Consider the following 23,777-nt stretch of genomic DNA (forward strand, 5'->3'; position numbering starts at 1 on the left):
CAAAATCTGAATTGAGAATTGCTGTAAAAAAACGGAGAAAACAATGAATTGGAATCACTTGGTAAAAGCGGGTGTCACAGCGGTTGCGGCAACGGTTTGTTTCGGCGCCCAGGCGGAGGCGAACGGCGTGAGCGTGAGCATCGCGGCGGAAAAGATCAAGCTCAACAAAAACGACGATGTCGTCCTGAAGGTTACCTTTACCAATACTTCCGCAACCCCCCAACTGGTGCTCAAATGGCACACGCCATTCGCGGGCGTCGAAGAATCCCTGTTCGACGTGACCCGCGACGGCACCGCCGTGCCTTACCTGGGCGCCCACTACAAGCGGCCGGCCCCGAAGGCGGGCGACTATTTCCTGCTCAAGCCGGGCGCGTCCCATTCGACCAAGGTAGAACTATCTGGCCTGTACGATATGAGCGTGACGGGTGATTACGCGGTGCGCTATCGGACCAGTTCGTTCAGCATGTTCACCCCGAACCCGCGTGCGCACAGCGCCGCCAGCACCCGCGCGGCGACGGAAATCAGCTCGGCGCCGGTGTCGCTGTGGATCGACGGACGCTTGCCGCGCGGTTCCGCGCCCGACCTGTCCGCGGCCAAGCGCCCCGGCGGCGGTGGCGGCGGCACGGCCGGGCTCAGCTTCACCGGCTGCACCTCGAGCCAGGCAAGCACGATCACCTCGGCCGTGAACGCGGCCAAGAACATGGCCTCGGGTTCGAGCAGCTACCTCGGCACCGGCAACGCGGGCGCGCGCTACACCAAATGGTTCGGCACCTATGACGCGTCGCGCTACGCCACCGTGCGCAGCAACTTCGCCGCCATCGGGGACGCGTTCGCGACCAAGCCGGTGGTCGTCGACTGCAGCTGCAACCAGTCGTACTACGCCTATGTGTATCCAACCCAGCCATACAAAATCTACGTCTGCAAGGCATTCTGGTCGGCCCCGCTGACGGGCACGGACTCGAAAGGCGGCACCATGATCCACGAGATGAGCCACTTCAACGCCGTCGCCGGCACCGACGACGTGGTCTATGGCCAGAGCGGCGCGGCCAGCCTGGCGATCAGCAATCCATCGAAGGCAATCACCAACGCCGACTCGCACGAGTACTTTGCCGAGAACACCCCATCGCTGCAGTGATAGCCGGGGAGGTGAAAAAGCGGGCCGCGGCCCGCTTTTTTCATGCGCCGGCGCCGCGCCTCACCTGCCCGTGTAGGTGAACTGCACCGGCGCGAGCGCGAGCGTGCTTAGCTTGCCGAGCTGGTGCGGGTCGCTCAGATAACTGCCCACGTAGGTGAGCTCGTAATGGTGGGTGCCCTTCTTGAAGTCGTAGCTGTCGGTGATGTCGATCTTGTTGCGGTGGCGCATGCGCGCCCTGATCTCGGTGAAATCGTCGGCGCCCAGGGCCTTGCGCTTGACGACGGGGCCGGTGTAGGCGACCGGGTCGCCGCCGCCGCTGCGGATCTCGAACACCTGCGCAGACAGCTCCTTGTCGCTGGCGACCGCTTTGGGCACGAACACATTGGCCTCGGTGCGGTTGTTGACGGTGAACTGCACCACCACTCGGCCGGCGCGCGTGTCGACGCTGACCGACTGGCTCACCAGTTTCATCGGTTTGCCCTGGGCCCAGGCGTTGTGGGAGAAGGCGAGCAGCAGGGCGGCGCCGGCGAGCGCGCCGGGAAGCGGTTTGAACATGGTCGGTCTCCATCTGGTCTGTGGGCCGATTTTGCTACTTTTTTGCCAATTTGCCTAGAGCAATATTTTTTCGGCGCGTGGGCGCTGTTGTTTTGGCGGTCACGGGATCGCGATTTCCTCGGCCGTCCCGGGCAGCTTCGAGACGATCGTGACGGCCACCCGGCGGTTGCGCGCGCGCCCCTCGGGCGCCCCGTTCGGGGCCACCGGCATGTTGGCGCCGTGCCCGAGCACGGTCAGGCGCCGTTCGTCGACGCCGCTGTCGATGAACAGGCGCACAACGCTGGCCGCGCGCACGGCCGACAATTCCCAGTTCGAGGCGAACTGGGCGTTGCTGATCGGGGTCGGGTCGGTGTGGCCCTCGACCTGCAGCAGGTGGGGGTCGTCGCGCAGCAGCAGCGCCACCGCGCCCAGCGCCTGGCGCGACCGCGCCGTCAGCGCCGCCTGGCCCGGCTCGAACAGGACGCTGGCGTTGATCTCGATGCTGACCCCGATGCCGCTCTGGGTGACCCTGACCTTACCCTCGCGCACGAGCGGGCCGAGCGTCGCCTTGAGCCCCTGGGCCAGCCTGGTGAGCGCCTCCCGTTCGCGCCGCAGCGCCTCCTGGCGGCGCTTGCGCACCAGGTCCGGCAGCGAGAACGCGGGCGGCGCGTTGGCCGCGCCGCCCGCGCCGGCCTCGGCGCCGTGCTTGCCGAAGGCGTCGCCGAGCGACGCCGACAGCACCTTGACCTTGCCCTCGTTGACCGAGGAGATCGCGTACATGACGACGAAAAAGGCGAACAACAGGGTGATGAAGTCGGCGTACGAGATCAGCCAGCGCTCGTGGTTCTCGGCGTTCTCGGCGTCCTCGGCGTAGCGTTTGCGGGCCATCCGGCAGGCGCCTAGGGGCGCGCCAGCATGCCGGCCACGCGCTCGTCGATCACGCGCGAATGGTCGCCGCTGGCGATGTCGTAGAACACCTCGACCAGGATGTCGTACTGGGCCACGGTCTCGGCGACGATGGTCTTGAGCTTGTTGGCGACCGGGTAGAAGAACATGTTGGCCAGCCCCACCCCGTACACGGTCGAGACGAACGCGACGGCGATGCCGCCGCCCAGCTTGGCCGGCTCGCTCAGGTTCTCCATCACGTGGATCAGGCCCAGAACAGCGCCCAGGATCCCGATCGTGGGCGAGTAGCCGGCCGCCGCCTCCCACACCTTGATCGCCTGGCGCTGGCCGAATTCGTAGGCGCTCACCTCGGCCTCGAGCAGGCCGCGCAGCTTGGCCGGCTCGATGCCGTCGACGATCAGGCGCAGCCCCTTCTTGATGAACGGGTCGGTGGCGCCGGCCATCTGGCGCTCGAGCGAGAGCAGGCCGTCGCGGCGCGCCTGCTGGCTCCACAGGCCGATCTCGCGCGCCAGCTTGGCGCGCTGGCTCGGCGGCGGCCGGAACACCCAGGCCAGCATGCGCAGGCCGCGCACGAAGGTCGGGCGCTCGGTCTGCAGCAGCACCGCGCCGGCGGTGCCGACGACGACGATCAGGAACGCGGCCGGCTGCAGCAGCGAATCGACCTTGCCGCCCTCGAGGCTGTGGCCGATGAACAGGCCGGCCAGCGCCAGCGCGACGCCCGCTACGCTGGACCAGTCCATGCCTGCTCCTTGAGTGTGGCGCGCAGGCGCACCACGGCCTGCGTGTGCAGCTGCGACACGCGCGATTCGGACACGCCCATGACGGCCCCGATCTCCTTGAGGTTGAGCTCCTCCTCGTAGTACAGGCCCATGAGCAGTTTCTCACGCGGCGGCAGCGCCTCGATGGCGTCGACCACTGCTTGGCGGAAGTCGCCGTCCATGAGCGTGCGCAGCGGGTCGGCGTCGTCGACCGCGTAGCGGTCAAGGAAGCTGTCGTTGCCCTCGGTGTCGTGGAAATCCTCGTAGTAGAGCAACTGGTGGCCGCCGCCGTCGCCCAGCATGTCCTGGTAGTCAGCCAGCGACAGCTTGAGCTGTTTGGCGACCTCGGACTCGCTCGGCGGGTGGCCCAGGCGCTGCTGCAGGGTGCTCATCGCGGTCTCGATCTTGCGCATGTTCTGGCGCATCGAGCGCGGCAGCCAGTCGCTGCTGCGCAGCTCGTCGAGCATGGCGCCGCGGATGCGCAGCACCGCGTAGGTCTCGAACTGGGCGCCGTGGGTCTCCTCGTAGCGGCTGATCGCGTCGAGCAGGCCCATCATGCCGGCCTGCACCAGGTCGTCGACCTCGACGCTGGCGGGCAGCTTGGCCTTCATGTGGTGGGCCAGGCGCTTGACCAACGGCATGTGCTCCGTCAGCAGGTGGTCCTTGTCCGTTTTGCCTTTGACCGTGTACATGGTTATTCTTGTCGTTGTTGGGCCAAAATGGCGGTTTTTCCCCAGCCCCCCTTCAGCGCGGGCCGAGCGCCACCTGTCCGTCCGAGAGGCGCCCGGCCAAGCGCCGGAACGCCACCGAGGCCCCGGCCAGCGGGAACGCGTCGACCACGGCGCGCCCCAGGCGCGCGGCGCGGTGCAGGTATTCGTCGGCCGGCACCGAGCCCATCGACGTCAACTGGACGGCCAGGTAGCGGCTTGCCGCCGAGCACATATTATCGTATACCATCTTTGCCTCGGTTTCGGAAGCCCCGGTCACGAGAATGCCGAACGGGCGCCGCCCCAGTTGCTGCGAGAGCCGCTTGACGAGGGTGTAGGCGGCCGTGATCGATTCGGCGCCGGTCGAAACCTGGACCACGATCTCGGCGCTGCCCATGACCGCCAGCGGGAACCGGTCGTCGGCGCCGAACTCGCCGTCGACGAGTACGATGCCGCTCTGGCGCGCCAGCACGTCGAACGCCTTGGCCAGGCGGCGCGCGTCGTCGGCGCCCGGGCGCTGCGCCGCGCCGGCCGGCGCCAGGCTGGCCACCCCGAAGCCCTGCGGCACCTGGCGCACCACCTGGTCGAGCGCGCACTGCTGGCGCGCCACCGCCAGCAGCGAGCGCTCCTGGTCGAGGCCGAGCCGGCGCGCCACCCCGTAGCCGCGTTCGCAGGCGTCGAGCACCAGCACCTCGTTGCCGGCGCGCGCGAGCGAGGCGCCCAGGTTGACCAGCATGGCGCCCTTGTCGTCGCGCTCGAGGGCCGACAGGAAGCTGACCACGCGCGGGCGCGGCCCGGCCAGCATGCGGCGCAGGCCCTCCGCCTGGTCGAAATCGAAACTAGCCAAGGGACACCTCGGCGGCGCGTGCCACGCGCCCGGCGCCGCGCGCCATCAGCAGCGACAGCTCGGCGTCCGCGTACTCGTTGGCGTCGTCGCGCTCGAGGCTGAAGGCGTGCTCGATCAGCGCCGCCGGGTCGGGCAACTGCAGGTCCTCGGGCACGCGCTGGCCGTTCGAGATGTAGTACAGCATGAGCTTGTGGCGGATCACGACGTCGAGCACGTTGCCGACCGAGGCCGCCTCGTCGAGCTTGGTCATGATGGCGCCGGCCAGGCCGCTGCCCTGGTAGGCCCGCACCACCTCGGCCAGCGTCTCGTTGGTCGAGGTCGCGTTCAGGCACAGCAGGCGGCGCACGTCGGCGCCCGACTGCGACAGCATCGCCACCTGCTCGCCGACCATCTGGTCGCGCTGGGACACGCCGACCGTGTCGATGAGCACGATGTGCTTGTTGCGCATCTCGCGCAGCGCGATGCGCAGGTCGGCCTCGTCCTTGACCGAATGGACCATCACGCCGAGGATCTTGCCGTAGATGCGCAGTTGCTCGTGGCCGCCGATACGATAGGCGTCGGTGGTGATCAGGGCGACCTTGTCGGCGCCGTGGCGCATGACGCAGCGCGCGGCCAGCTTGGCGGTGGTGGTGGTCTTGCCGACCCCGGTCGGGCCGACCAGCGCGAACACGCCGCCGCCGCCGAGCAGCGCGTCCTCGTCGGGCATGCAGGCGAGGTTGCGCGCCATCACGGTCTTGATCCATTGCCAGCCGGCCTCGCCGGTTTTGCCCTCGGGCAGCTTGTCGCTCAAAAAGCGCGCCAGGCTGGCGCTGAAGCCGGCCGCGAGCAGTTCGCGCAGCACCGCCGTGCGTGGCGCGTCGCGCCCTGGGGCGGCGCCCGCCGACGCGCTTGAGAGGCGGTCCTCCATCAGGCCGCGCATGGCGCGCATCTCGTCGCGCATGCCCGACATCTCGGCCGCGGCGCTGTCGCGCGCCTGGGCGATCGCGACCGCCATCAGGGCGCTCATCTCGGAGATCGGGAACGAGGCGGCCAGCGCCGGCTGGGGCGCGGACGCGCCCTGCCCTCCGACCGGGGCTGCGGCGGCGGCGACAGGCTCCGGGCGCCGGTCGAGGGGGGCATCAAGGCGCGCGTTCTGGAGAGCGTTCTGGCGCGCGTCCATGTCCGCGTCGAGCCGCGCGGCCATCAGCGCCTCGAGCGGGGGCGTCTGCGGGGCGGGCTGCTGCTGCGCGCCCAGGTTGGCGTAGGATTCGAGCGGATAATCAAGGTGCGCGAGGTCCAGGCGCGGCTGCGCCATCTCGGTGCCGGCCGCCGGCGCGGCGATCGAGGCGACGTCGTCGCCACCGAGCGCGAGCACCTCGACGGCGCCGTCGACCACCCGGTTCGACAGGATCACGGCGTCGGCGCCGAGCGCGTCGCGCACCTTGCGCAGGGCCTCGCGGGCGGTGCGGGCGGTAAATTTTTGGACATTCATCGTCGACTCCTGGGTTCGGCGTGCCGCGCGCGGGGCGGCGGCATTGATCACAGTGTCATTATTGACGACGGCCGGGCGCGGCCATCAAGGGAGAAGGCGGGCGTTTACCCCCTTTTCCTAAGTGCAAGAAACCGTTTGGATGCCGCGCCGGACCACCAAAAAACATGATATTTATTGCCTTGCAACATCAAAAAAATGGTACATGATACAGAAACACAAGCACAAGCCTGTATCAATAGATTGGAGGAAAATAAAATGAAAATGACCACAAACCTGCAATACTTTCAACACAATAAGCATAACTTACTCGCAAGCAGCAAGCATTTCCAGCGCTTCGACCGGTTGATCGCCCCGATCGGCAGCATCTGCCTCGTGCTCGGCGCCGGCGCCGCGCTTGCAGGTTCAAGCCAGGCAGCCACCTACGCAATCCCCGCCGGGCTGCTGCTGCACTTCGCGAATGCGTTCGCGCGATGGTGGCAGGACTAACAGTCCAGCCGGCGCAGGCAAGCGCCCAGAACGCCCGCGTGGCCGCACAACCGCCCGCTCCCTTGCCTTCCCCACCCTGCCGCCCCCACCCACGCCGGCATCTTTTCCCCAGCCCCTCCTTTTGCCCCCACGCAGCCGCGGGACTCATCCTGCACCAACCAGGCTGGTGACCCTGATCGTCTTAGTTTCCGGAATCTCCGCGTGCGACAGCACCTTTAGCTGCGGCAACGCGCGCCGCAAGAAGCGCGACAGCAGCGGGCGCAACGGCCCCGGCACCAGCAGCACCGGGGTCAGTCCCATCTGCTCCTGCAAGGCGGCGGCGGCGCCGGCTTGGCTGGCGATGGTGTCGGCCAGGCCCGGCTCGATGCCGGCGCCGTCGCCGCCGGCGCCGAGCGCCTGCATCAGCAGCCGCTCGAGGCGGTTGTCGAGCGTCATCACCGACAACTCGTTCGCGCCCGGGAACAACTGCTGCACGATGGCCCGCCCGAGCGCGATGCGCACCTGCGCCGTGAGCTCGTTCGGGTCCTGGCCATGCACCGCGTGCTCGGACAAGGTCTCGACCACCGAGCGCATGTCGCGGATGTGGACGCCCTCGACGAGCAGGTTCTGCAGCACCTTCTGCAGGGTCGACAGCGACACCAGCTTGGGCACCAGGTCCTCGACCAGCTTGGGGCTGTCCTTGACCAGGTGGTCGAGCAGCGCCTGCACCTCGGCGCGCCCGAGCAGCTCCGAGGCGTGGCTCGTGATCAGGTGGTTCAGGTGGGTCGCCACCACGGTGCCGGCGTCGACCACGGTGAAACCCATGTTCTGGGCCTCCTCGCGCAGGTTGGCGTCGATCCACGTGGCCGGCAGCCCGAACGCGGGGTCGGTGGTGGGCGCGCCCGGCAGCGTGCCGCTCGCCATGCCCGGGTTGATCGCCAGGAACTGGCCGTTGAAGGCCTCGCCCGCGCCCACCTCGACGCCCTTGAGCGTGATGCGGTAGGACGAGGGCTTGAGCTCGAGGTTGTCGCGGATGTGCACCGGCGGCGCCAAAAAGCCGACCTCCTGGGCGAACTTCTTGCGGATGCCCTTGATGCGCTTGAGCAGCTCGCCGCCCTGGGTCTTGTCGACCAGCGGGATCAGGCGGTAGCCGACCTCGAGCCCGAGCGTGTCGACCGGCAGCACGTCCTGCCAGCTGGCCTCCTCCTGCTCGGGCGCGGCGGGCGGCGCCGGCGGCGCGTCCTTCTCGGGGGCGGCGGCGCGGCGCCGGTCGACCGCGTAGGCGATCCCGGCCAGGCAGGCGGCCAGCAGCAGGAACACCAGGTTCGGCATGCCGGGGATCACGCCCATGGCGCCGATGATGGCGGCAGTGATGTAGAGCACCTGCGGCTTGGCGAACAACTGGTGCACCAGCTGGCCGCCGATGTCCTGGTCGCTCGAGACGCGCGAGACCACGATGCCGGCCGCCGTCGAGATGATCAGCGACGGGATCTGGGCCACCAGGCCGTCGCCGATGGCCAGCAGGGTGTAGGTCTCGAGCGCGGCGGCAAAGCCGAGCTCGTGCTGGAGCATGCCCACCAGCAGGCCGCCGACGATGTTGATGACGGTGATGATGATGCCGGCCACGGCGTCGCCGCGCACGTATTTGGAGGCGCCGTCCATGGCGCCGTAGAACTCGGCCTCCTGGCCGACCTCGGCGCGCCGCCGGCGCGCCTCGTCCTCGCCGATCAAGCCGGCGTTGAGGTCGGCGTCGATCGCCATTTGCTTGCCCGGCATGGCGTCGAGCGCGAAGCGCGCGCCGACCTCGGCGATGCGCCCGGCCCCCTTGGTCACGACGGTGAAGTTGATGATGGTGAGGATCACGAAGACGACGATGCCGACCGCGTAGTTGCCGCCGATGAGGAAGTGGCCGAAGGCCTCGATCACCTTGCCGGCGGCGGCGCCGCCGTTGTGTCCCTCGGTCAGCACCACGCGCGTCGAGGCCACGTTGAGCGACAGGCGCAGCATGGTCGACACCAGCAGGATGGTCGGGAAGGCCAGGAAGTCGAGCGGCTTGACCGTGTACAGGGCCGTGAGCAGCACGATGATCGACAGCGCGATGTTAAAGCTGAAGAACACGTCGAGCGCGAAGGCCGGCAGCGGCAGCACCATCATCGCCAGCAGCAGCACGATGATGACCGGCGCGGCCACCTGGCCGCCCTTGCCCCCGAGGTTGCTCAGCCATGCAGGCAGGCGCAGGTTGTCCATATGGTGCTTCCCTTATTATTCTGGCGGCCCGGCGCGCGTGTCGCGGCCCATGGCACCACCATTATCGGGCCCGGGGGCGGCGCGCGATCGGTCGAACAGCCGGCGAAAGGGGGCGCTGTTCGGAGCAGCCCCCAACCCGTCATCCCCGCCTCCACCAACCCGTCATCCCCGCGAAAGCGGGGACCCATGCTGAGCACGCCGCTATGCGAAGTAAGAATATTCGACCGCGTTGTTGACGGCTCTAAACGCTCGCGCCGGACGTACAGGCAAGTTCAGCATTGGAATCCGCCCGCCGCACGCCGGCGATATCGCGTCGGCTTTAGTGTGGCGTAGGCGGGTCGGGCTTTTTCTGCGAGGCCGGTTCAAGCGGATCGAGCTCTGGCGGCACCGGCAGCCGGCCCGGGCGCTCGGGATATGCCGCCCCGCCCTTGCCGTACGCACGCAGCTGGAACACATAGGCGAGCACCTCGGCCACCGCCGCGTACAAGGCCTCGGGGATCTCGTCGCCGATCTCGGTGTGCTGGTGCAGCGCGCGCGCCAGCGCCGGCGCCTCGAGCAGCGGCACCTTGTGCTCGGCGGCCAGCGCGCGGATCTTGGCGGCGACCGCGTCGCTGCCCTTGGCCACGACCTGGGGCGCGCCGCCCCCGCCGTCGGCGTATTTAAGCGCGACCGCGTAGTGGGTCGGGTTGGTGATGACAACGTCGGCCGTGGGCACCGCCGACATCATGCGCCGGCGCGACATCTCGCGCTGCATCTGGCGCACCTTGGCCTTGATCTCGGGGTTGCCGTCGGACTCCTTGGCCTCCTGCCTGACCTCCTGGCGCGTCATCTTGAGCTTGTGGGCGTAATGCCACATCTGGTACGGGCCGTCGATCGCGGCGATCAGGCCGAGACCGCCGACGATGAACAGGAAGGCGGCGCCGACCAGGTCGAGCATGTGCGCGCTGCCGGCGCGCAGCGGCTCGAGCGCGAGGCCGAACACGGCCTCCTTCTGGTACTGCACGACCTGCCAGGCCACGGCGCCGACCACGACCGTCTTGCCGACCGCCTTGAGCAGCTCGACCAGCGCGTTGGTCGAGAACATGCGGCCGATGCCGGCGACCGGGTCGAGCTTGGAGAATTTGGGCGCGAACGCCTTGGCGCTGAACAGCCAGCCGCCGATCAGCAGCGGCGATGCCAGCGCCACGAGCATGACCGCCAGCGCGAGCGGCAGGCAGGCCAGCATGACCATGCCGATGTCGTGGGCGATGCGCAGGATCAGCACGTCGGCGTTGAACGCCTGCTCGCGCGTGAGCGACAGGCCCGACACCATGGCCGCGTCGAGCTGGCGCACGATCGAGCCGCCCGTGAGCCACAGGCCGGCGCCGGCGGCCATGAGCACGGTGAAGGTGGCCAGCTCGCGCGAGCGCGCCACGTCGCCGTCCTCGCGCGCCTGCTCGATCCGCTTGGGTGAGGCCGGTTCCGTTTTTTCCGCGTCGCTGTCATTGGCCATGCCCGCCCCCTTGTTGCCGAGCGCCCTCGCGCAGGCCCGATGCGCCCATTATCGCCCGGTCCGCGCTTTTGCGATCGCACAAGCTAGGCGGCAAACCGGTCGCAGTTCCGGCAGCGTCCATCGGCGCGCGCTGGCCAAGCGCCCGACCGTTGCGGCCATACAACAACATTGCCGCCGACCCACCGCCGGCATCGGCGCATCCCCCCGCTCGAATCGCCTGAGAAAAAGGTTTCCTATCGAATCATACGTGCAATTTGGCCACTGATAAGTTACCATCAGGCTCAGGTCCTTCAACGCACTTCCCAAACACGCTTAGCTGATAACCATGTTGTTTGCGTCCGCTCGCTCAACGCATTGTGATATTTCGTTAGATTCACACCGCCTGTTTGCGTCCGCCCGCTCAACGCATTGTGATGTTTCGTTAGATTCACACCACCTTGCCCCCTGTCACCCCAAGGGGCGGCGGGGGCCGGCCCGCAAGAAAGCGGGCGGCAACGAACGGCCGCTCTAATTTGCGTCAACGCAAGCAAAAAAAACGATTCCGACTGCGATAACAATGAAGAACATCTTCCTCAATCTGCCACGCCAATCCAAACAACTCATCGCCACGGTCGCCGACGGCGTCTTCCTTCCGCTGGTATTTTGTGTCGCGATGGTGTTGCACCTCGACAGCAGCACGGCGACACTGCTGCATCCATCGCTGTGGATGGCGGTGCTGGCGCCGCTGTTTTGCATTCCCGTGTTTATCAAGGCGGGCTTGTACCGCGCCGTGATCCGCTACATCGACCAAAAAATCGTCACCACCGTTCTCGTCGGCGCCTCGGTGTCGATCCTAATGCTAGCGCTGACGGCCGTGCTCCTGCTGGGCAGCGAATTGACGCCAACCTTCTTCACCATCTTGTGGCTCAACACAATTTTGTACGTGCTGACCAGCCGCTTCCTCGCGCGCGGCCTGCTGCAGGGACCGCGCGAACGGAGCAGCAGGATCCGGGTCGCCATCTATGGCGCCGGCGATGCCGGCATGCAACTGGCCAACGCCTTGCGGCCGGGCTCCGAATATCTGCCGGTCATCTTTATCGACGACAACAAGCAGCTGCAGAAAGCGACCATCGCCGGCATCGCGGTCCACCCGTCGTCGGCGCTGCCGCGCCTGGTGGGCGAACTCGGCATCAACACCGTGCTGCTGGCGATGCCGCTCATCAGCCCGCAACAGCAGAAATTGATCATCGACAAGCTCGAGCCGCTCAAACTGGTCATCAAGATCACCCCCCAGATCAAGAACCTCGTCAACGGCATCGTCCGGGTCGAGGATGTGCGCCAGATCGAGATCGAGGACTTGCTCAGCCGCGAACAGGTGGCGCCGAACAACGCCCTGCTGTCGGTCTGCATCCGCAACAAATCGGTCTGCGTCAGCGGCGCGGGCGGCTCGATCGGCTCGGAGTTGTGCCGCCAGATCCTGAACCTGTCGCCGCGCACCCTCGTGCTGCTCGACATTTCAGAGTATTCGCTGTACGCGATCGAGCAGGAGTTGCGCTCCCACATCAACAGCCACGGCCTCGACATCGAATTGGTGCCCTTCCTGGGCTCGGTGCTCGACTACGAGAAGTGCAAGGACATTTTCGTCGCGTTCAAGGTCGATACCGTCTACCACGCGGCGGCCTACAAACACGTCCCCTTGGTCGAGCACAACCCGATCGAGGGGATCCGCAACAACGCCTTCGGCACGCTCAGCTTCGCGCGCGCGGCCAGTGCCGCCAAGGTCAAGTTCTTCGTCCTGATCTCGACCGACAAGGCGGTGCGGCCCACCAACGTGATGGGATCGACCAAGCGCCTGGCCGAGCTGATCTTGCAGGCGTTCGCGCGGCAGGGTTCCAACACCAAGTTCTGCATGGTCCGGTTCGGCAACGTGCTCGGCTCGTCCGGCTCGGTGGTGCCGCTGTTCCGGCGCCAGATCTCGTCCGGCGGCCCGATCACCCTGACCCACCCCGACATCACACGCTACTTCATGACCATCCCGGAAGCGGCCCAACTGGTGATACAGGCCGGCGCGATGGGGCAAGGCGGCGACGTGTTCGTGCTTGACATGGGCCAGCCCGTGCGCATCGCCGACCTGGCGGTGCGGATGGTGCATCTGAGCGGACAGGAGGTGAAGACCGCTGCGACCCCGAAAGGGACCATCGAAATCAAGTACGTGGGCTTGCGGCCGGGCGAGAAGCTCTACGAGGAGCTGCTCATAGGCACCAACGTGACAGGCACCGACCACCCCCTGATCATGCGCGCCGAGGAAAGCGAGATCAATTGGCCGTTTCTGGAAATCATGCTCAAGCACCTGGACGAGGCCTGCGTCCGCAAGGACCACGGGGCGATCCGCACCCATCTGCTCAAGATCGTGAGCGAGTACCAGCCATCATCGGAGATCGTCGATTTCATCTGGCTCGAGGGGCGCAAGAAATCGTCCGAGATGGTCGTCGACGAACAGGCGCTGACCGAGACCTCGGTCTAGGAGCCTGTCGGACTTAGGATCGTCGGCTGCAAAAAGTGCTGGACGGTCCATATTTCGCCGCTTTCCCGGCCAATAGCTCGCTATTGGCACTGCGAAATCGTCAAAATCTGTCCTCGCCCAGCACTTTTTTCGCTTCGACTCCCTAAGTCCGACAGGCTCCTGGCCCGGGGGGCGCCCTGCCCCCCTATCTGCCGTTATTTGACGCCCTTCCGCAGCCACTTGCCCAGATAGCCAATCAATGTCGGGTGGTGCCACAGGACCGAGGGCGCAACGCCGTTTTTGACACTGATCCGGCGCTGCCTCACATCCTCGAGGGCGGCGCGCATGAGCGGGATGGCCTTGGCCATCTGATGCAGCGGGTAGGTATTGAAATTGTCGTTGTCCTGCGGCCGGATGATGTCCTGGTACAGGACCCCGCCCGTGTCGATGCCCTGATCGACCAGATGGACCGTGACCCCGCAGTTTTCCGGATCGCCGTTGGCCAGCGCCCAGTAGGCACCGTGGACGCCCCTGTATTTCGGCGTAATCCCCATATGCGTATTGATGAACGGCGCATCGACGGCCGCCAGCACATCCTTCGAAATGATACGGGTGCCGTTGACCACGATCGCGTCGGGACCGATCTGGCGCAGCAGCGCGATCACCTCCGGGCTATTGACGGTCTCGACCTTTCTGGTGATCGCGTGCGGCGCTTCGCGGTCGACCAGCTGGTAGTCGGCGATGAGCTGTCGGACGCGCGGCTGGAACGCCGGTTTGAGCAGCCGGTTGGCGACCTGGAACAGCAATTGCCCGGCCACCTTGGCCAGTCCGAGGCGCTTGATGCGCCGCTCGATCAATGTCCTGCCCGACGGTTTGTTTTCCAGCACGACGCATGCCACCTCGACCTCCGCGGCGATGCCGTGGTACATGAAGCGCGCCGATTGTCCGTTCCCGCAAAGCATGACGACGCGTATCTTTCTATTGTCCATCGGCGCCCCCGGCAAGCTGGCACAGCTCGCCCATATTCAGCGACAGCATGCCGTGTTCCCGCCTTAGCACCGCCTGGTACGCGATGACGCGCTCGAGGAACGCCATATTGCTTTGCAAATTGACGCCGAAATTGTGCGGATGCCACCAGAGATGGAAGATGCGCTTGTTCACGGCCGCGTCGCGCATGGCGTTCTTGATCCGTCTCAAACGCAGCCCTTCGAGGACGCCGAGTTTTTCCGAATAGGGCCGCAGGAAGCGGCTCGCGGCGAAATTGTACGGCGCCTCCCTGGTGCAGTCGGCGAGCGCGTGCGTGTTGTGGCCCGACAGGTTGAAATAGGTGTCGACCAGGCGCGCCGCCCTTTGCAGCCGGCTTTGGCCGTCGCCGTTGGATGCCTTGTACATCCAATTGCTCTCGTTGCCCCTGTAGCATCGCACCCCCAGTTCCGCGAGCGCCGAAAGATATTGCCCATTCCACTGGTTTCTTGGGAACACGAGGCTCTTGACCGAAAACCCTTTTCGGGCGGCGACGCCGATGGCCGCGCCGATGTCGTCTTTGAACTGGGCAAGCGTCTGCCCGTCTTCGAGGCAATAATAATGGGAGAACGTGTGGGTCGCTATCTCCTGTCCTTCGGTCGCGGCGATCTGCTCGATCAGCGCCGGCGCAAAGTGGTAGTCGGCCTCGAGCCCGGGCGCGTCCGCCATGTAGTCGTACGGCGAAAGATTCGCGCTGCCGTAGGTGGGCAGCGACGCGGGCAGGTGCTGGCGCAACTCGTCGGCATCCTTGAAAAAGATGAATCCCACCGTGGCCCAGGTGGCGTGGATGCCGTTGGCGCCGAACAGGCGCAACATCGCGGGAATCGCGCGCGAAACGCCCAACAGGTTGTCCCGGTACTGTGCGATGCTGCGCTTGTCACGCACGCCCCAATACATCTCGAAGTCGAGGGACACGGTGAAAACGCCATGCTTGAGTGACATATACAATCCTTATTGTGGCGAGCGCATCGCCGCGGTTAATTGCAGCGAATCGTCCGCGGGGGCTGGTTCGCCGTTGCTCTGCACTACTCGGGGACGGCTGCCCGCGCCGTTCCCTAGTGCGTCACGCCGTCGCGCCGCACCACCTTGAGGATGGTCAGCAGGATCACTTTCATGTCGAACACGAGGGACTGCCGCTTGACGTAGTCCACGTCGAGCTTGACCTTCTCGGGTATCGGCAGCTCGTCGCGGCCATTGACCTGGGCCCAACCGGTGAGGCCAGGGCGGATCTTGTGCACGCCCTGCTCCGTCCGCATGGAAATGAGATTGTGCTGGTTGAACAAGGCGGGTCGGGGACCGACGACGCTCATGTCACCGCGCAGGATGCACCAAAGCTGCGGCAATTCATCTAGGCTGGATTTGCGCAGGAAGCCGCCGATCGGCGTCAGGAACTGGTCGGGGTCTTGCAGCAGGTGGGTGGCGACCACCGGCGTCTCGACCTGCATGGTGCGTAGCTTCGGCATCGAAAACAGCGCATTGTCGCGTCCGACCCGGTTCGACCAGTACAACACCGGCCCTTTGGAGGTCAGTTTGACGAGCAGGGATACCACGAGCAGCGGCAGCAGGAACAACATCGCCGCCAGCAGCGCCATGCAGAAGTCTAAAATACGTTTAATCATTTGTTTTGTGCGTCCGCCATCAAAAAATTGGAAACCGTTTGATCGATCGCCGCTTGCGTGCCGATCACCGGCGTCCATTCTAACGTAACTTGAGTGCTGGCAATATCGACTTGCAGCGATCCCAGCACCCGCTCCGCCACCGCGCCCTTGCCAAGCATGCGCGCGCCGGCGTCGAGCAGCGCAACCGGCAACGGGATCAGGCGCGGGCGCCGCCCCATCGCCTTCGCGATCATCCCGACCAGCTCCGCGACGCTCACATCATTGCCATCTGACACCATGAATATGCCGCCGGCGGCCCTGGGGTGGGTGCAGCAGACGATGAGCAGGTCGACCAGATTGTCGAGCGCGACCATGCTGCGCCGGTTGCGCACGCTGCCCAGCGGCAGCGGCAGGCCGCGCCGCACCAGCCGCATCAGGCTCAGGAAGTTGGCCTTCACCCCGGGGCCGTAGACCAGCGGCGGGCGCACGATCACCACCTCGAGCCCGGTTTCGCGCGCCAGCGCCAGCAGTGCGCGCTCGGCCTCCATCTTCGACTGGCCGTAGGGGTCGCAGGGGCCGGGCTCGTCGAGCGCGCTGAACGGGGCCGCGGCCGTCGCCTCGCCGTTGACCTTGACGCTGCTGACGAACACGAAGCGCTTGACGCCGGCCCGCACGGCCTGCCGCGCCAGGTTCATGGTCCCCTCGAGATTGACCTCGCGGTAGGCGCGCAGGGGATCGGCGTCCCGGTCCGACATGACGTGCACGCGCGCGGCGAGGTGGACCACGACCGAGCAGCCGGCCAGCGCCGCCCGCCAGTCGGTGGCCGGGCCGATGTCGCCGACGCTGACCTGCGCGCCGACGGCGCCGGTCCTGACCGCCGCCGTGTGGGCGCGGCCTTTCTCGCTTAAAGCCCGGCAAAGGGCCGTGCCCACAAAACCGGAAGCGCCTGTAACCAATACCATTCGATCATTCCCAAAAAAACAAGATACGGAGCGACCTTTTCAGATCGCCGCTGTGGACCGCGCGCCGAGCGCGAGCGTGGATCCGGGCAGGAGCGCGCGGTAGATGTCGAGCGTCTCCCTGACGACGCTCTCTTCCGAGAATTCCTGCAAGACCATTTCGCGCCCTTTGCTTCCCATGCTGCGCCGCAACTGGGGATCGTTGACCAGAATGGCGATGGCAGCCGCGAGCGCCTTGGCGTCGCGCGCCGGGACCAGCATGCCGTTCTCGCCGTGGCGCACGATTTCGCGGCAGCCGGGGACGTCGGTGGCGACGATCGCGCGCCCGCACGCGGCCGCTTCGAGCAGGGACTTGGGCAAGCCTTCGCGATAAGATGGCAAACACACGAGCGACGCCGCGGCGTAGACGGCCGGCATGTCCTCGCGCCGCCCCCACCACTCGACATCGCCGCTGTCGGCCCATGCCCGCAGGCTGTCCGCGGCGATCGAGTCCGGGTTGCACGCGTCGGGCTCGCCAACCAGGGCCATGCGCACCGCTAGGCCCGCCGACTTCAATATCCTGGCCGCCTCGACAAACTCCCTGACCCCCTTGTCGGCCAGCATGCGCGCCGGCAGCACGACCAGCGGCACGCCGTCCGGCTCCGCGCTGACGTCGAACTGGCGCACGTTCACGCCGGCCCCCCGGATCAGCCGGATGTTCGCCGGGTCGATACGCGCGCCTTCGACGAGCAGCGCGGCGTCGTCCGGGTTTTGCAGGATCAGCACGTTGGAGCGTCCGTTGATCAGCCACCGGAAGCCCATGCTCACCAGCGCGCGCAACGCGCGTTTGCGGCCGGACTCCGTGCTGAACAGCGAGCCCATGCCGCCGAGCGCGTTGACGACCCTGGTGGTCCCGGTCAGCTTCGCGGCCAGGCCGCCGTACAGGACCGGCTTGATCGCGACCTGGTGCACGATGTCGGGGCGCACGCGCCGATAGATGCGCCACAGGCCGAGGAGCGACTTGAATTCGGCCCACAGGCCGGTGGAGCCGCGCCGCAGGTTCCACGGGTGCACCTCGATCCCCGCCCGCGAGATCAGATCGCCGTGGCTGGAGACGTTGGTCGCGATCGCCACATCCATGCCGGCCGCGATCGCCCCCAGCGCGAGCGGGAGCCGGTGCGAGACGAAATACCAGTCCTCCGTCACGACGAGCAGGAGCTTGGGACGCGCGAGGGGGGGCGATCTTTTCATTTAGCTCCCCCCAGCGAGGGCGATTGCGCCGGCGCGCACCGCGCTGCCCGACTCCGCATGCTTCCCGCAACCCGGGTTTGCCATAATATCTTCCATGTTTTCGATTCTTCCGCCACTTAAACAGACTGTACTGCGACCACCGCCACCACCGGCAGCCCGGCCCAAGCGGCGGCGCTAGGCGGCCACCTTGAGATGGTGCTCCTCGTACCACGCCTGAAACATCAGAATGTCCCACAGGTGGTAGTGCCAATTGCGTTGGCCTGAGAGATGCTCTTCCCATTTCCTGCGCACCGGCTCCGGATGGAAAAAGCCCTCGCTGCGCAGGCGCGATTCGTCGAGCAGGGCTTCGGCCCAGTCGCGCAGCGGACCGCGCAGCCAGTCGCCGATCGGCACCCCGAAGCCCATCTTCGGGCGTTCGATCATCGCCTTGGGCACATGCCGGTACAACACCTGGCGCAGGGCCCATTTGGTCTGGCCGTCGCGCAGCTTCATCGATTGCGGCAGGCGCCAGGCGAACTCGGCGACCCGGTGGTCGAGGAAGGGCACGCGCGTTTCGAGCGAGACCCCCATCGCGGCACGGTCAACCTTGGTCAGGATGTCGTCCGGCAGATAGGTGAGCATGTCGAGCGCCATCATGCGCTCGATCTTGTCGAGGCCGGCCAGGGCCGGGGTGTCGCCGACCAGCACGGTCGGAGGCTGGTGTCCGCCGATGACCACCGACGCCGGGTCGTGCCAGTGCGACACAAGGTTCAGGTACAGGGCATCGAGCGAATTGCTCTCGAGCACAGCCGCACCCTTGTGCAGCTTGTCGCCGACGTTAACGTGCCGCAGCGAGTTTGGAAGAATGCCGCGGATGGCGCCGGCGGCGGCATTCCAGGCCTGCGGCGAAACGGCGCGCAAACCTTTGCCGGCCAGCTTGCGCACCACCATTGGCGCCCGGGTGATGTTGCGCCACATGTTCGCCGTCATCTGGTACCGGTTGTAACCGCAAAACAATTCGTCGCCGGCGTCACCGGACAGCGAGACCGTCACATGCTGGCGGGCCAGTTGCGACACCAGGAAGGTGGGGATCTGGGACGAGTCCGAGAACGGCTCGTCGTACAGCGTCGGCAGGCGCGGGATCACGTCCATCGCCTGTTGCGCCGTGACATAGAGTTCGGTGTGGTCGGTGCCGAGGTGCTCGGCCACCGCCTTGGCGTGCTCTGCCTCGTTGTAACCGTCCTCGTGGAAGCCGATCGTGAACGTCTTGACCGGGCGCGACGATTGGGTCTGCATCAGCGCCACCACCGCCGACGAATCGACGCCGCCCGACAGGAACGCCCCGAGCGGCACGTCGGCCATCATTTGCTGGCGCACCGCGTCCTTGAGCAGGATCTCGAGCTCGTCGACGGCCTGCTCGGCGGTTCCGGTGAACGGATTGGCGACCCCGGATTCGGCCACCTGCGCGGCCGACCAGTACGGCCAGACCCGCGCCTGCGGCGCGGCAAGCGAAACGCTGAGCAGGCAGCCGGGCGTAAGCTTGGCGATTCCCTCGTAGATCGAATACGGCGCCGGAATATAGTTGTTGCGCAACTGCAGGCTCAACGCCCCGCGGTCAATCTTGTTTTCGAAGGCGGGGTGGGCGCGCAGCGCCTTGAGCTCGGAGCCGAACAGGAACACCGCCGAACTGCCGCTGCCCTGCCAGCCGTAATACAGGGGCTTCTCGCCGAGCCGGTCGCGGCCAAGGGTGAGCAGCCCGGTTTCACGGTCCCAGACCGCGAAGGCGAACATGCCGATGGCGCGCCGGACCGTCTCCTCGATGCCCCAGGCGTCGAAACCGGCGAGCAGCGTCTCGGTGTCGGAATGGCCGCGCCAGCGCGGCGCCAGTCCGGCCGCCCCTAGCTCCTCGCGCAGCAGCAAATGGTTGTAGACCTCGCCGTTGAAGGCGAACATGAACCGACTGCTGGCCGACTCCATGGGCTGGTGGCCGGCGGCCGACAGGTCGACGATCGACAGGCGCCGGTGTCCCAGCCCGATCCGCCGCGCGCCGTCGAACCAGTGGCCTGCATCGTCGGGCCCGCGCGCGACGATGGTATCGGACATACGCACCAGCAAAGCGTGGCCATCGGCGTCACCGAGGGTCGCGCCGCCACCAAAAAAACCGACAAATCCACACATTAGAGACTACCTTTATTCTCGATTATTGTTCGCTGATACAACGCTTCGAAGCGCTCGCGCGCCCGCTCGATACTGAACTCTTCATTGACCCGCATCCGCCCCAGGCGCCCCAGTTGCGCGCGCGCTTCGGGCGCCATCGCGAGCATTTGCCCGACACCGCCGGCGAGCGCCTCCGAATCCTCCTTTGGCACCACGACGCCGGTGTCGGCGACCAGCATGCGGGCGTCGCCGACGTCGGTCACCACGCACGGCAGGCACATCGACATCGCCTCGCCGACGACGTTGGGGAAGCCCTCGGTGCGCGAGGACAGGCAGAAGATGTCCATCGCGGAAAGGCAGACCGGCACGTCGGTGCGCTCGCCGAGCAACACGAAGCGTTCGCCGTGGCCGGTGCGCGCTATCCAGTTCGCCAGCTCCGCGTTGGCCGCGTCGACATCGCGCCCGACCATTAGAAAGCGCAACTGCGGGTGGGAGGAGGCCAGCAGGCCGGCGGCGCGCACGAAATTCTGCTGGTCCTTGGCCAGGTTGAACCGCCCCAGGGTGCCCACCACCACGTGCTGCGCGCCGAAACCGCAGGCCTGGCGCAGTCCGGCTCGCTGCTCGGCGGACGCGGCCATGCGGGTGAAGTCGAACCCGTTCGGGATGACGACCATGCGCGCGTCGTCGTAGCCGATCGCCGCGTGCGAGCGCCGCGACGCCTGCGCCGCGCACACGATCATGTGCGGCACCCAGCGCGACAGGCGCGCGCACATCTGGCGCACCAGCGTGGTGGTCCGTTTGCCGCCGGCGTGGACATCGGTGGTGCGGATGCCCCATATGATGTTGCGGTTGCCGGCGATGCGCGCGGCCAGGCCGCCGATCAGGTCGGCGTGGTACATCCAGGTCTGCACAACGTCTGGCTTGCGCTCGCGCAGCAGGCGCACCAGGTGCAACAGCGCGCGCGGAATGCCGCGCGTGCCGCTCATCCCGACCGCGTGCACGTCGATGCCGCACTCGCGCAACTGGTGCCCGATGGTGCCGATGCCGGTGATCGAAATGACCGAATGCTCATAGCCCGAGCCGCGGTGCGATTCGATCAGGCGTTTGAGCATGAGCTCGGCGCCGCCCGTGTGGAGCGCGATGATGATGTGTTGGATTTTCACGTTGCGGCGCCCACCTCTTTGAACAGCTGGTCCCAGCGCGCGAGCACCGCCGCCAGGCTGAACTTGTCCAACACCGATTTGCGCGCCCCCTGCCCCAGCGTATGCCGCAATTGTTCGTCGCCCATCAGACGCGCCAGCGCCGCCGCCAGGGCGGGCTGGTCGTTCAGGGGGACCAGGATCGCATGCTCGCCATCGCCCGAAATCTCGCGCGGCCCACTCGGGCAATCGAAGGCCACGCACGGCAGGCCGACGCCCATCGCCTCGAGCAACGCGTTGGGAAACCCCTCGTATTCGGAGGCCATCACGAAAGCGTCGGCGCCGGCCATGACCTGCCACGGTTCGCTGGTGCGCCCCTTGATGAAAACGCGCTCCTGCAATTGGAGCGCGTCGATTTGCGCGCGCAAGGCCGGCTCCTGCGGCCCTTCGCCATACAGGTGCAGTTCCCATTGATCGAACTGGCCAGCGGCGGCGGCGAATGCATCGACGATCCGGTCCACCTGCTTCTCCGACGACAGCCGGCCAAGCGAAAGCAGGACCTTGCGGCCCGCGCCGTGCCTCTTGTGGTTAAGTCCGACTGCGGCGGGAACCGGATTGGCGACCACACCGACCCTCTTCAAGCCGGGAAAGAGCGCCGGCACCTTGGCTGCGACGCCCTCGGTCTGGACCGCGAGCATGTCGGCCAGGCGGTAGGTCAGCCGGCATGCGGTTTTCCAGAACGACGACAGCGGCTGCGCGGCCGGATCGGAGCGCTCGCAGATGATCAACGGCTGCGGCAAAAACGCGGTCGAGAGGATGGTCGCGACATTCACATTGGGCAGGAACGAAACGATCACGTCCGGCGCATGGCCGACGATCAGACCGCGCAAGGCCAGCAGCCGGCGCGCATACGCTAACGGGCCCTTGCTGCGCGAGCCGACAGCGTCGGCCAGATAGACCACGCGCAAGCCCTCTCCGATCGCGTAGAACGGCTTGCCGCCGCCCGAGAACGTCGGAATCAACATCACCTCGTCGCCGCGCGCGATCCAGGAATTGCACAGGGTGGTGGCGACCCGTTCGGCCCCGCCGGCGCCGAGCGAACTGGTGATCATGACTATTTTCATCTCATAATCTCCGGACACTTCTGTATTGCCGGAGATACTCCCGCCGATGCGCGAAATGAAGCGCCATGATGACCATCATCGTCGAATACTTGAACAAAAACGGCTCTTTTAACTCGATCGCAAACAGGATAATGCATACCGCGACGCGCGGTTTGAATGGAAGCCATTTCAAAACATGATACAGCGCGGCAAGGTAGGCGACATAATGTAGCACGGCAAACGGCAGCCCCATTGAATAATAGCCCTGGACAAAGCCGGAATCGTTTCCGCTAGGGTTCACGCCGTCGACGATATTGGACAAACCGGTCCCGAAAAACGTCTCACTGGTCAAACTTGGAATGGCCTGGCCCGACAGCGTGGTAAGGGTGTCGTCTTCGCCGGAAAACATGCCGAACGCCCATGTGGTGAAATAGTCCGACGAAAAATCGTTGGCCAGCAGCCCGGATACGGAATCGCCGAAGAACGCGAAGCCGCTGACAAGGAACAGCGACGCGAATATGCCGAAATGCATTCGAGATTCGACTGAGAATATAAAAATGATCAGGAACGCGCAGCACATCAACAGGCCCGTCCGCCCCACTACGATGCAGGATGCGGTCGCCATTATCATCGCCAGGAATATTAAATAGCGGGAATTGCCAATTACGCGCTCATAAAACAGGTTCTTCCTGAGCAGCAGCCAGCCTACAAGCATGCCAAACGACTGAATCACAGACAAACTGGCACCACCAGCGCTGGAAAATCCCGGGGCGCGATAGACATAGGACGCGTCGAAATTTGATCCAGAAAACACAATCGAATCGAACCAAAACCTGTATTCTGTACTGAAAAACGAGAAGAACAATAGCAGTGATTGAACCGATACCGCTAGCAGGGTCGCCCGCAATACAATCCCGATATCCCGTGCGAGCGTGGCGACAAGTGCGCCTCCAAGAAATGAATAAATGGCGAGATGCAGGAAACGGCTTAACTGACCAAAATCTGGAACAAAAATGTACTGCAGGATCACGGCCGGCAAAGGCAAAAATATTATCCACGCCTTGGTTCTGAACACGCTCATGTAATCGCGCCCTTCCCACAGTGCCCAAACCAGCAGCAGCACGACGGCTACGCGACCGGTCGTCAGCGACACCATTCCAATGAATGAGATATTGTACAAAATGAAAAATATTGCAGCGGACAACAGCAGGAGCCGCGCTGTCGATGTCTTGGGTGATTGGCCGATCATAAATTGTTTCTATCTACAGTAAGACAAGCGCTTGCTTGTTGAAAAGCGGGGCACACAGCCGGACGCGCTCCTCGGTGAAGAATTTCTTAACGCACAGTAAGGTGTAAATCATCAGGAAAAAGCTGGCCCGCACCATCGAGATGCAAGCGAGCAGGGTCTTGAAACCGACATCCAATCGAACGGATTTCAGGCCGCCAAGAATGTACCAGAACAGCAAAGTAATCGGAATGCAGTAACCCGCTAACGCAGGAAACCACAATTCCAACTCAATATATTTTTTCCTCATAAACCCGCCT

General features: G+C 65.5%; 21 protein-coding genes. 3 read left to right on the forward strand and 18 right to left on the reverse strand.

Annotated elements, in window-relative coordinates:
• Positions 1-127 precede the first annotated feature (127 nt).
• Complete coding sequence (locus C7C56_RS09205; protein ID WP_229458466.1) at positions 128-1,135, forward strand: M35 family metalloendopeptidase; 1,008 nt, start codon at positions 128-130, stop codon at positions 1,133-1,135.
• Between the two features lie 60 nt (positions 1,136-1,195).
• Here the strand turns inward: C7C56_RS09205 and C7C56_RS09210 are convergent, their stop codons facing one another.
• From C7C56_RS09210 to flhF, 6 genes are all read right to left on the reverse strand, one after another.
• Positions 1,196-1,690 carry a hypothetical protein gene (locus C7C56_RS09210; protein ID WP_106757141.1) on the reverse strand — a complete coding sequence of 165 codons (495 nt, stop codon included), beginning with the start codon at positions 1,688-1,690 and terminating at the stop codon, positions 1,196-1,198.
• 99 nt (positions 1,691-1,789) lie between these two features.
• Positions 1,790-2,557 carry a flagellar motor protein MotD gene (gene motD / locus C7C56_RS09215; protein WP_106757142.1) on the reverse strand — a complete coding sequence of 256 codons (768 nt, stop codon included), beginning with the start codon at positions 2,555-2,557 and terminating at the stop codon, positions 1,790-1,792.
• 11 nt (positions 2,558-2,568) lie between these two features.
• Positions 2,569-3,315 (reverse strand): flagellar motor protein, encoded by a 747-nt coding sequence (locus C7C56_RS09220; RefSeq protein WP_106757143.1) that lies wholly within the window; start codon positions 3,313-3,315, stop codon positions 2,569-2,571.
• The gene (locus C7C56_RS09225) at positions 3,297-4,025 is read right to left on the reverse strand and encodes an RNA polymerase sigma factor FliA (protein WP_106757144.1); all 729 of its coding nucleotides are present in this window, start codon (positions 4,023-4,025) and stop codon (positions 3,297-3,299) included. Before C7C56_RS09225 ends, C7C56_RS09220 begins: the two co-directional genes overlap by 19 nt.
• A 52-nt stretch (positions 4,026-4,077) precedes the next feature.
• Positions 4,078-4,887 carry a MinD/ParA family ATP-binding protein gene (locus C7C56_RS09230; RefSeq protein WP_106757145.1) on the reverse strand — a complete coding sequence of 270 codons (810 nt, stop codon included), beginning with the start codon at positions 4,885-4,887 and terminating at the stop codon, positions 4,078-4,080.
• Positions 4,880-6,358: a flagellar biosynthesis GTPase FlhF gene (gene flhF / locus C7C56_RS09235; RefSeq protein WP_106757190.1), complete on the reverse strand. Its 1,479-nt coding sequence runs from the start codon at positions 6,356-6,358 to the stop codon at positions 4,880-4,882. The genes C7C56_RS09230 and flhF overlap by 8 nt, the downstream gene beginning before the upstream one ends.
• A gap of 255 nt (positions 6,359-6,613) precedes the next feature.
• Between flhF and C7C56_RS09240 the strand changes: the two genes are divergently transcribed.
• Complete coding sequence (locus C7C56_RS09240; RefSeq protein WP_106757146.1) at positions 6,614-6,844, forward strand: hypothetical protein; 231 nt, start codon at positions 6,614-6,616, stop codon at positions 6,842-6,844.
• A 144-nt stretch (positions 6,845-6,988) separates the two neighbouring features.
• On the opposite strand, the gene flhA is transcribed toward C7C56_RS09240, so the two are convergent.
• Positions 6,989-9,070, reverse strand: coding sequence for a flagellar biosynthesis protein FlhA (gene flhA, locus C7C56_RS09245; RefSeq protein ID WP_106757147.1), 2,082 nt, complete (start codon positions 9,068-9,070; stop codon positions 6,989-6,991).
• 319 nt (positions 9,071-9,389) lie between these two features.
• A complete protein-coding gene (flhB, locus tag C7C56_RS09250) occupies positions 9,390-10,562 on the reverse strand; it encodes a flagellar biosynthesis protein FlhB (protein ID WP_106757148.1) in 1,173 nt (390 codons plus the stop codon).
• A 556-nt stretch (positions 10,563-11,118) separates the two neighbouring features.
• Between flhB and C7C56_RS09255 the strand changes: the two genes are divergently transcribed.
• Positions 11,119-13,065 (forward strand): polysaccharide biosynthesis protein, encoded by a 1,947-nt coding sequence (locus C7C56_RS09255; RefSeq protein ID WP_106757149.1) that lies wholly within the window; start codon positions 11,119-11,121, stop codon positions 13,063-13,065.
• Positions 13,066-13,259: 194 nt separating this feature from the next.
• Here the strand turns inward: C7C56_RS09255 and C7C56_RS09260 are convergent, their stop codons facing one another.
• The 10 genes from C7C56_RS09260 to C7C56_RS09305 all read right to left on the reverse strand — a co-directional run bounded on the left by C7C56_RS09260 (position 13,260) and on the right by C7C56_RS09305 (position 23,767).
• Positions 13,260-13,973, reverse strand: coding sequence for a formyl transferase (locus C7C56_RS09260; protein WP_106757191.1), 714 nt, complete (start codon positions 13,971-13,973; stop codon positions 13,260-13,262).
• A gap of 49 nt (positions 13,974-14,022) precedes the next feature.
• Complete coding sequence (locus C7C56_RS09265; RefSeq protein WP_219933129.1) at positions 14,023-15,009, reverse strand: polysaccharide deacetylase family protein; 987 nt, start codon at positions 15,007-15,009, stop codon at positions 14,023-14,025.
• A gap of 113 nt (positions 15,010-15,122) precedes the next feature.
• Positions 15,123-15,683: a sugar transferase gene (locus C7C56_RS09270; RefSeq protein WP_370660191.1), complete on the reverse strand. Its 561-nt coding sequence runs from the start codon at positions 15,681-15,683 to the stop codon at positions 15,123-15,125.
• Complete coding sequence (locus C7C56_RS09275; protein ID WP_106757151.1) at positions 15,683-16,627, reverse strand: UDP-glucose 4-epimerase family protein; 945 nt, start codon at positions 16,625-16,627, stop codon at positions 15,683-15,685. The genes C7C56_RS09270 and C7C56_RS09275 overlap by 1 nt, the downstream gene beginning before the upstream one ends.
• Before the next feature lie 39 nt (positions 16,628-16,666).
• A complete protein-coding gene (locus C7C56_RS09280) occupies positions 16,667-17,854 on the reverse strand; it encodes a glycosyltransferase family 4 protein (RefSeq protein ID WP_106757152.1) in 1,188 nt (395 codons plus the stop codon).
• A gap of 174 nt (positions 17,855-18,028) precedes the next feature.
• Entirely contained in the window at positions 18,029-20,011 is a 1,983-nt protein-coding gene (asnB, locus tag C7C56_RS09285) for an asparagine synthase (glutamine-hydrolyzing) (RefSeq protein ID WP_106757153.1), read from the reverse strand.
• The gene (locus C7C56_RS09290; protein WP_106757154.1) at positions 20,011-21,153 is read right to left on the reverse strand and encodes a glycosyltransferase family 4 protein; all 1,143 of its coding nucleotides are present in this window, start codon (positions 21,151-21,153) and stop codon (positions 20,011-20,013) included. Before C7C56_RS09290 ends, asnB begins: the two co-directional genes overlap by 1 nt.
• Positions 21,150-22,253: a glycosyltransferase family 4 protein gene (locus C7C56_RS09295; RefSeq protein ID WP_106757155.1), complete on the reverse strand. Its 1,104-nt coding sequence runs from the start codon at positions 22,251-22,253 to the stop codon at positions 21,150-21,152. The genes C7C56_RS09290 and C7C56_RS09295 overlap by 4 nt, the downstream gene beginning before the upstream one ends.
• A gap of 1 nt (position 22,254) precedes the next feature.
• Positions 22,255-23,481 carry a hypothetical protein gene (locus tag C7C56_RS09300; protein WP_146204372.1) on the reverse strand — a complete coding sequence of 409 codons (1,227 nt, stop codon included), beginning with the start codon at positions 23,479-23,481 and terminating at the stop codon, positions 22,255-22,257.
• A 13-nt stretch (positions 23,482-23,494) separates the two neighbouring features.
• Positions 23,495-23,767 carry a hypothetical protein gene (locus C7C56_RS09305; protein WP_106757157.1) on the reverse strand — a complete coding sequence of 91 codons (273 nt, stop codon included), beginning with the start codon at positions 23,765-23,767 and terminating at the stop codon, positions 23,495-23,497.
• Positions 23,768-23,777 lie beyond the last annotated feature (10 nt).

Source organism: Massilia glaciei (genome assembly GCF_003011895.2).
GTDB lineage: Bacteria > Pseudomonadota > Gammaproteobacteria > Burkholderiales > Burkholderiaceae_D > Telluria_A > Telluria_A glaciei.

What these genes read in the sequence shown, in the direction of transcription:
- C7C56_RS09210 (WP_106757141.1), bottom strand. Translation starts at nt 1,690, where the DNA reads ATGTTCAAACCGCTTCCCGGCGCGCTCGCCGGCGCCGCCCTGCTGCTC.
- motD (WP_106757142.1), bottom strand. Translation starts at nt 2,557, where the DNA reads ATGGCCCGCAAACGCTACGCCGAGGACGCCGAGAACGCCGAGAACCAC.
- C7C56_RS09220 (WP_106757143.1), bottom strand. Translation starts at nt 3,315, where the DNA reads ATGGACTGGTCCAGCGTAGCGGGCGTCGCGCTGGCGCTGGCCGGCCTG.
- C7C56_RS09225 (WP_106757144.1), bottom strand. Translation starts at nt 4,025, where the DNA reads ATGTACACGGTCAAAGGCAAAACGGACAAGGACCACCTGCTGACGGAG.
- flhF (WP_106757190.1), bottom strand. Translation starts at nt 6,358, where the DNA reads ATGAATGTCCAAAAATTTACCGCCCGCACCGCCCGCGAGGCCCTGCGC.
- C7C56_RS09240 (WP_106757146.1), top strand. Translation starts at nt 6,614, where the DNA reads ATGAAAATGACCACAAACCTGCAATACTTTCAACACAATAAGCATAAC.
- flhA (WP_106757147.1), bottom strand. Translation starts at nt 9,070, where the DNA reads ATGGACAACCTGCGCCTGCCTGCATGGCTGAGCAACCTCGGGGGCAAG.
- flhB (WP_106757148.1), bottom strand. Translation starts at nt 10,562, where the DNA reads ATGGCCAATGACAGCGACGCGGAAAAAACGGAACCGGCCTCACCCAAG.
- C7C56_RS09255 (WP_106757149.1), top strand. Translation starts at nt 11,119, where the DNA reads ATGAAGAACATCTTCCTCAATCTGCCACGCCAATCCAAACAACTCATC.
- C7C56_RS09260 (WP_106757191.1), bottom strand. Translation starts at nt 13,973, where the DNA reads ATGTACCACGGCATCGCCGCGGAGGTCGAGGTGGCATGCGTCGTGCTG.
- C7C56_RS09265 (WP_219933129.1), bottom strand. Translation starts at nt 15,009, where the DNA reads ATGTCACTCAAGCATGGCGTTTTCACCGTGTCCCTCGACTTCGAGATG.
- C7C56_RS09275 (WP_106757151.1), bottom strand. Translation starts at nt 16,627, where the DNA reads ATGGTATTGGTTACAGGCGCTTCCGGTTTTGTGGGCACGGCCCTTTGC.
- C7C56_RS09280 (WP_106757152.1), bottom strand. Translation starts at nt 17,854, where the DNA reads ATGAAAAGATCGCCCCCCCTCGCGCGTCCCAAGCTCCTGCTCGTCGTG.
- asnB (WP_106757153.1), bottom strand. Translation starts at nt 20,011, where the DNA reads ATGTGTGGATTTGTCGGTTTTTTTGGTGGCGGCGCGACCCTCGGTGAC.
- C7C56_RS09295 (WP_106757155.1), bottom strand. Translation starts at nt 22,253, where the DNA reads ATGAAAATAGTCATGATCACCAGTTCGCTCGGCGCCGGCGGGGCCGAA.
- C7C56_RS09300 (WP_146204372.1), bottom strand. Translation starts at nt 23,481, where the DNA reads ATGATCGGCCAATCACCCAAGACATCGACAGCGCGGCTCCTGCTGTTG.
- C7C56_RS09305 (WP_106757157.1), bottom strand. Translation starts at nt 23,767, where the DNA reads ATGAGGAAAAAATATATTGAGTTGGAATTGTGGTTTCCTGCGTTAGCG.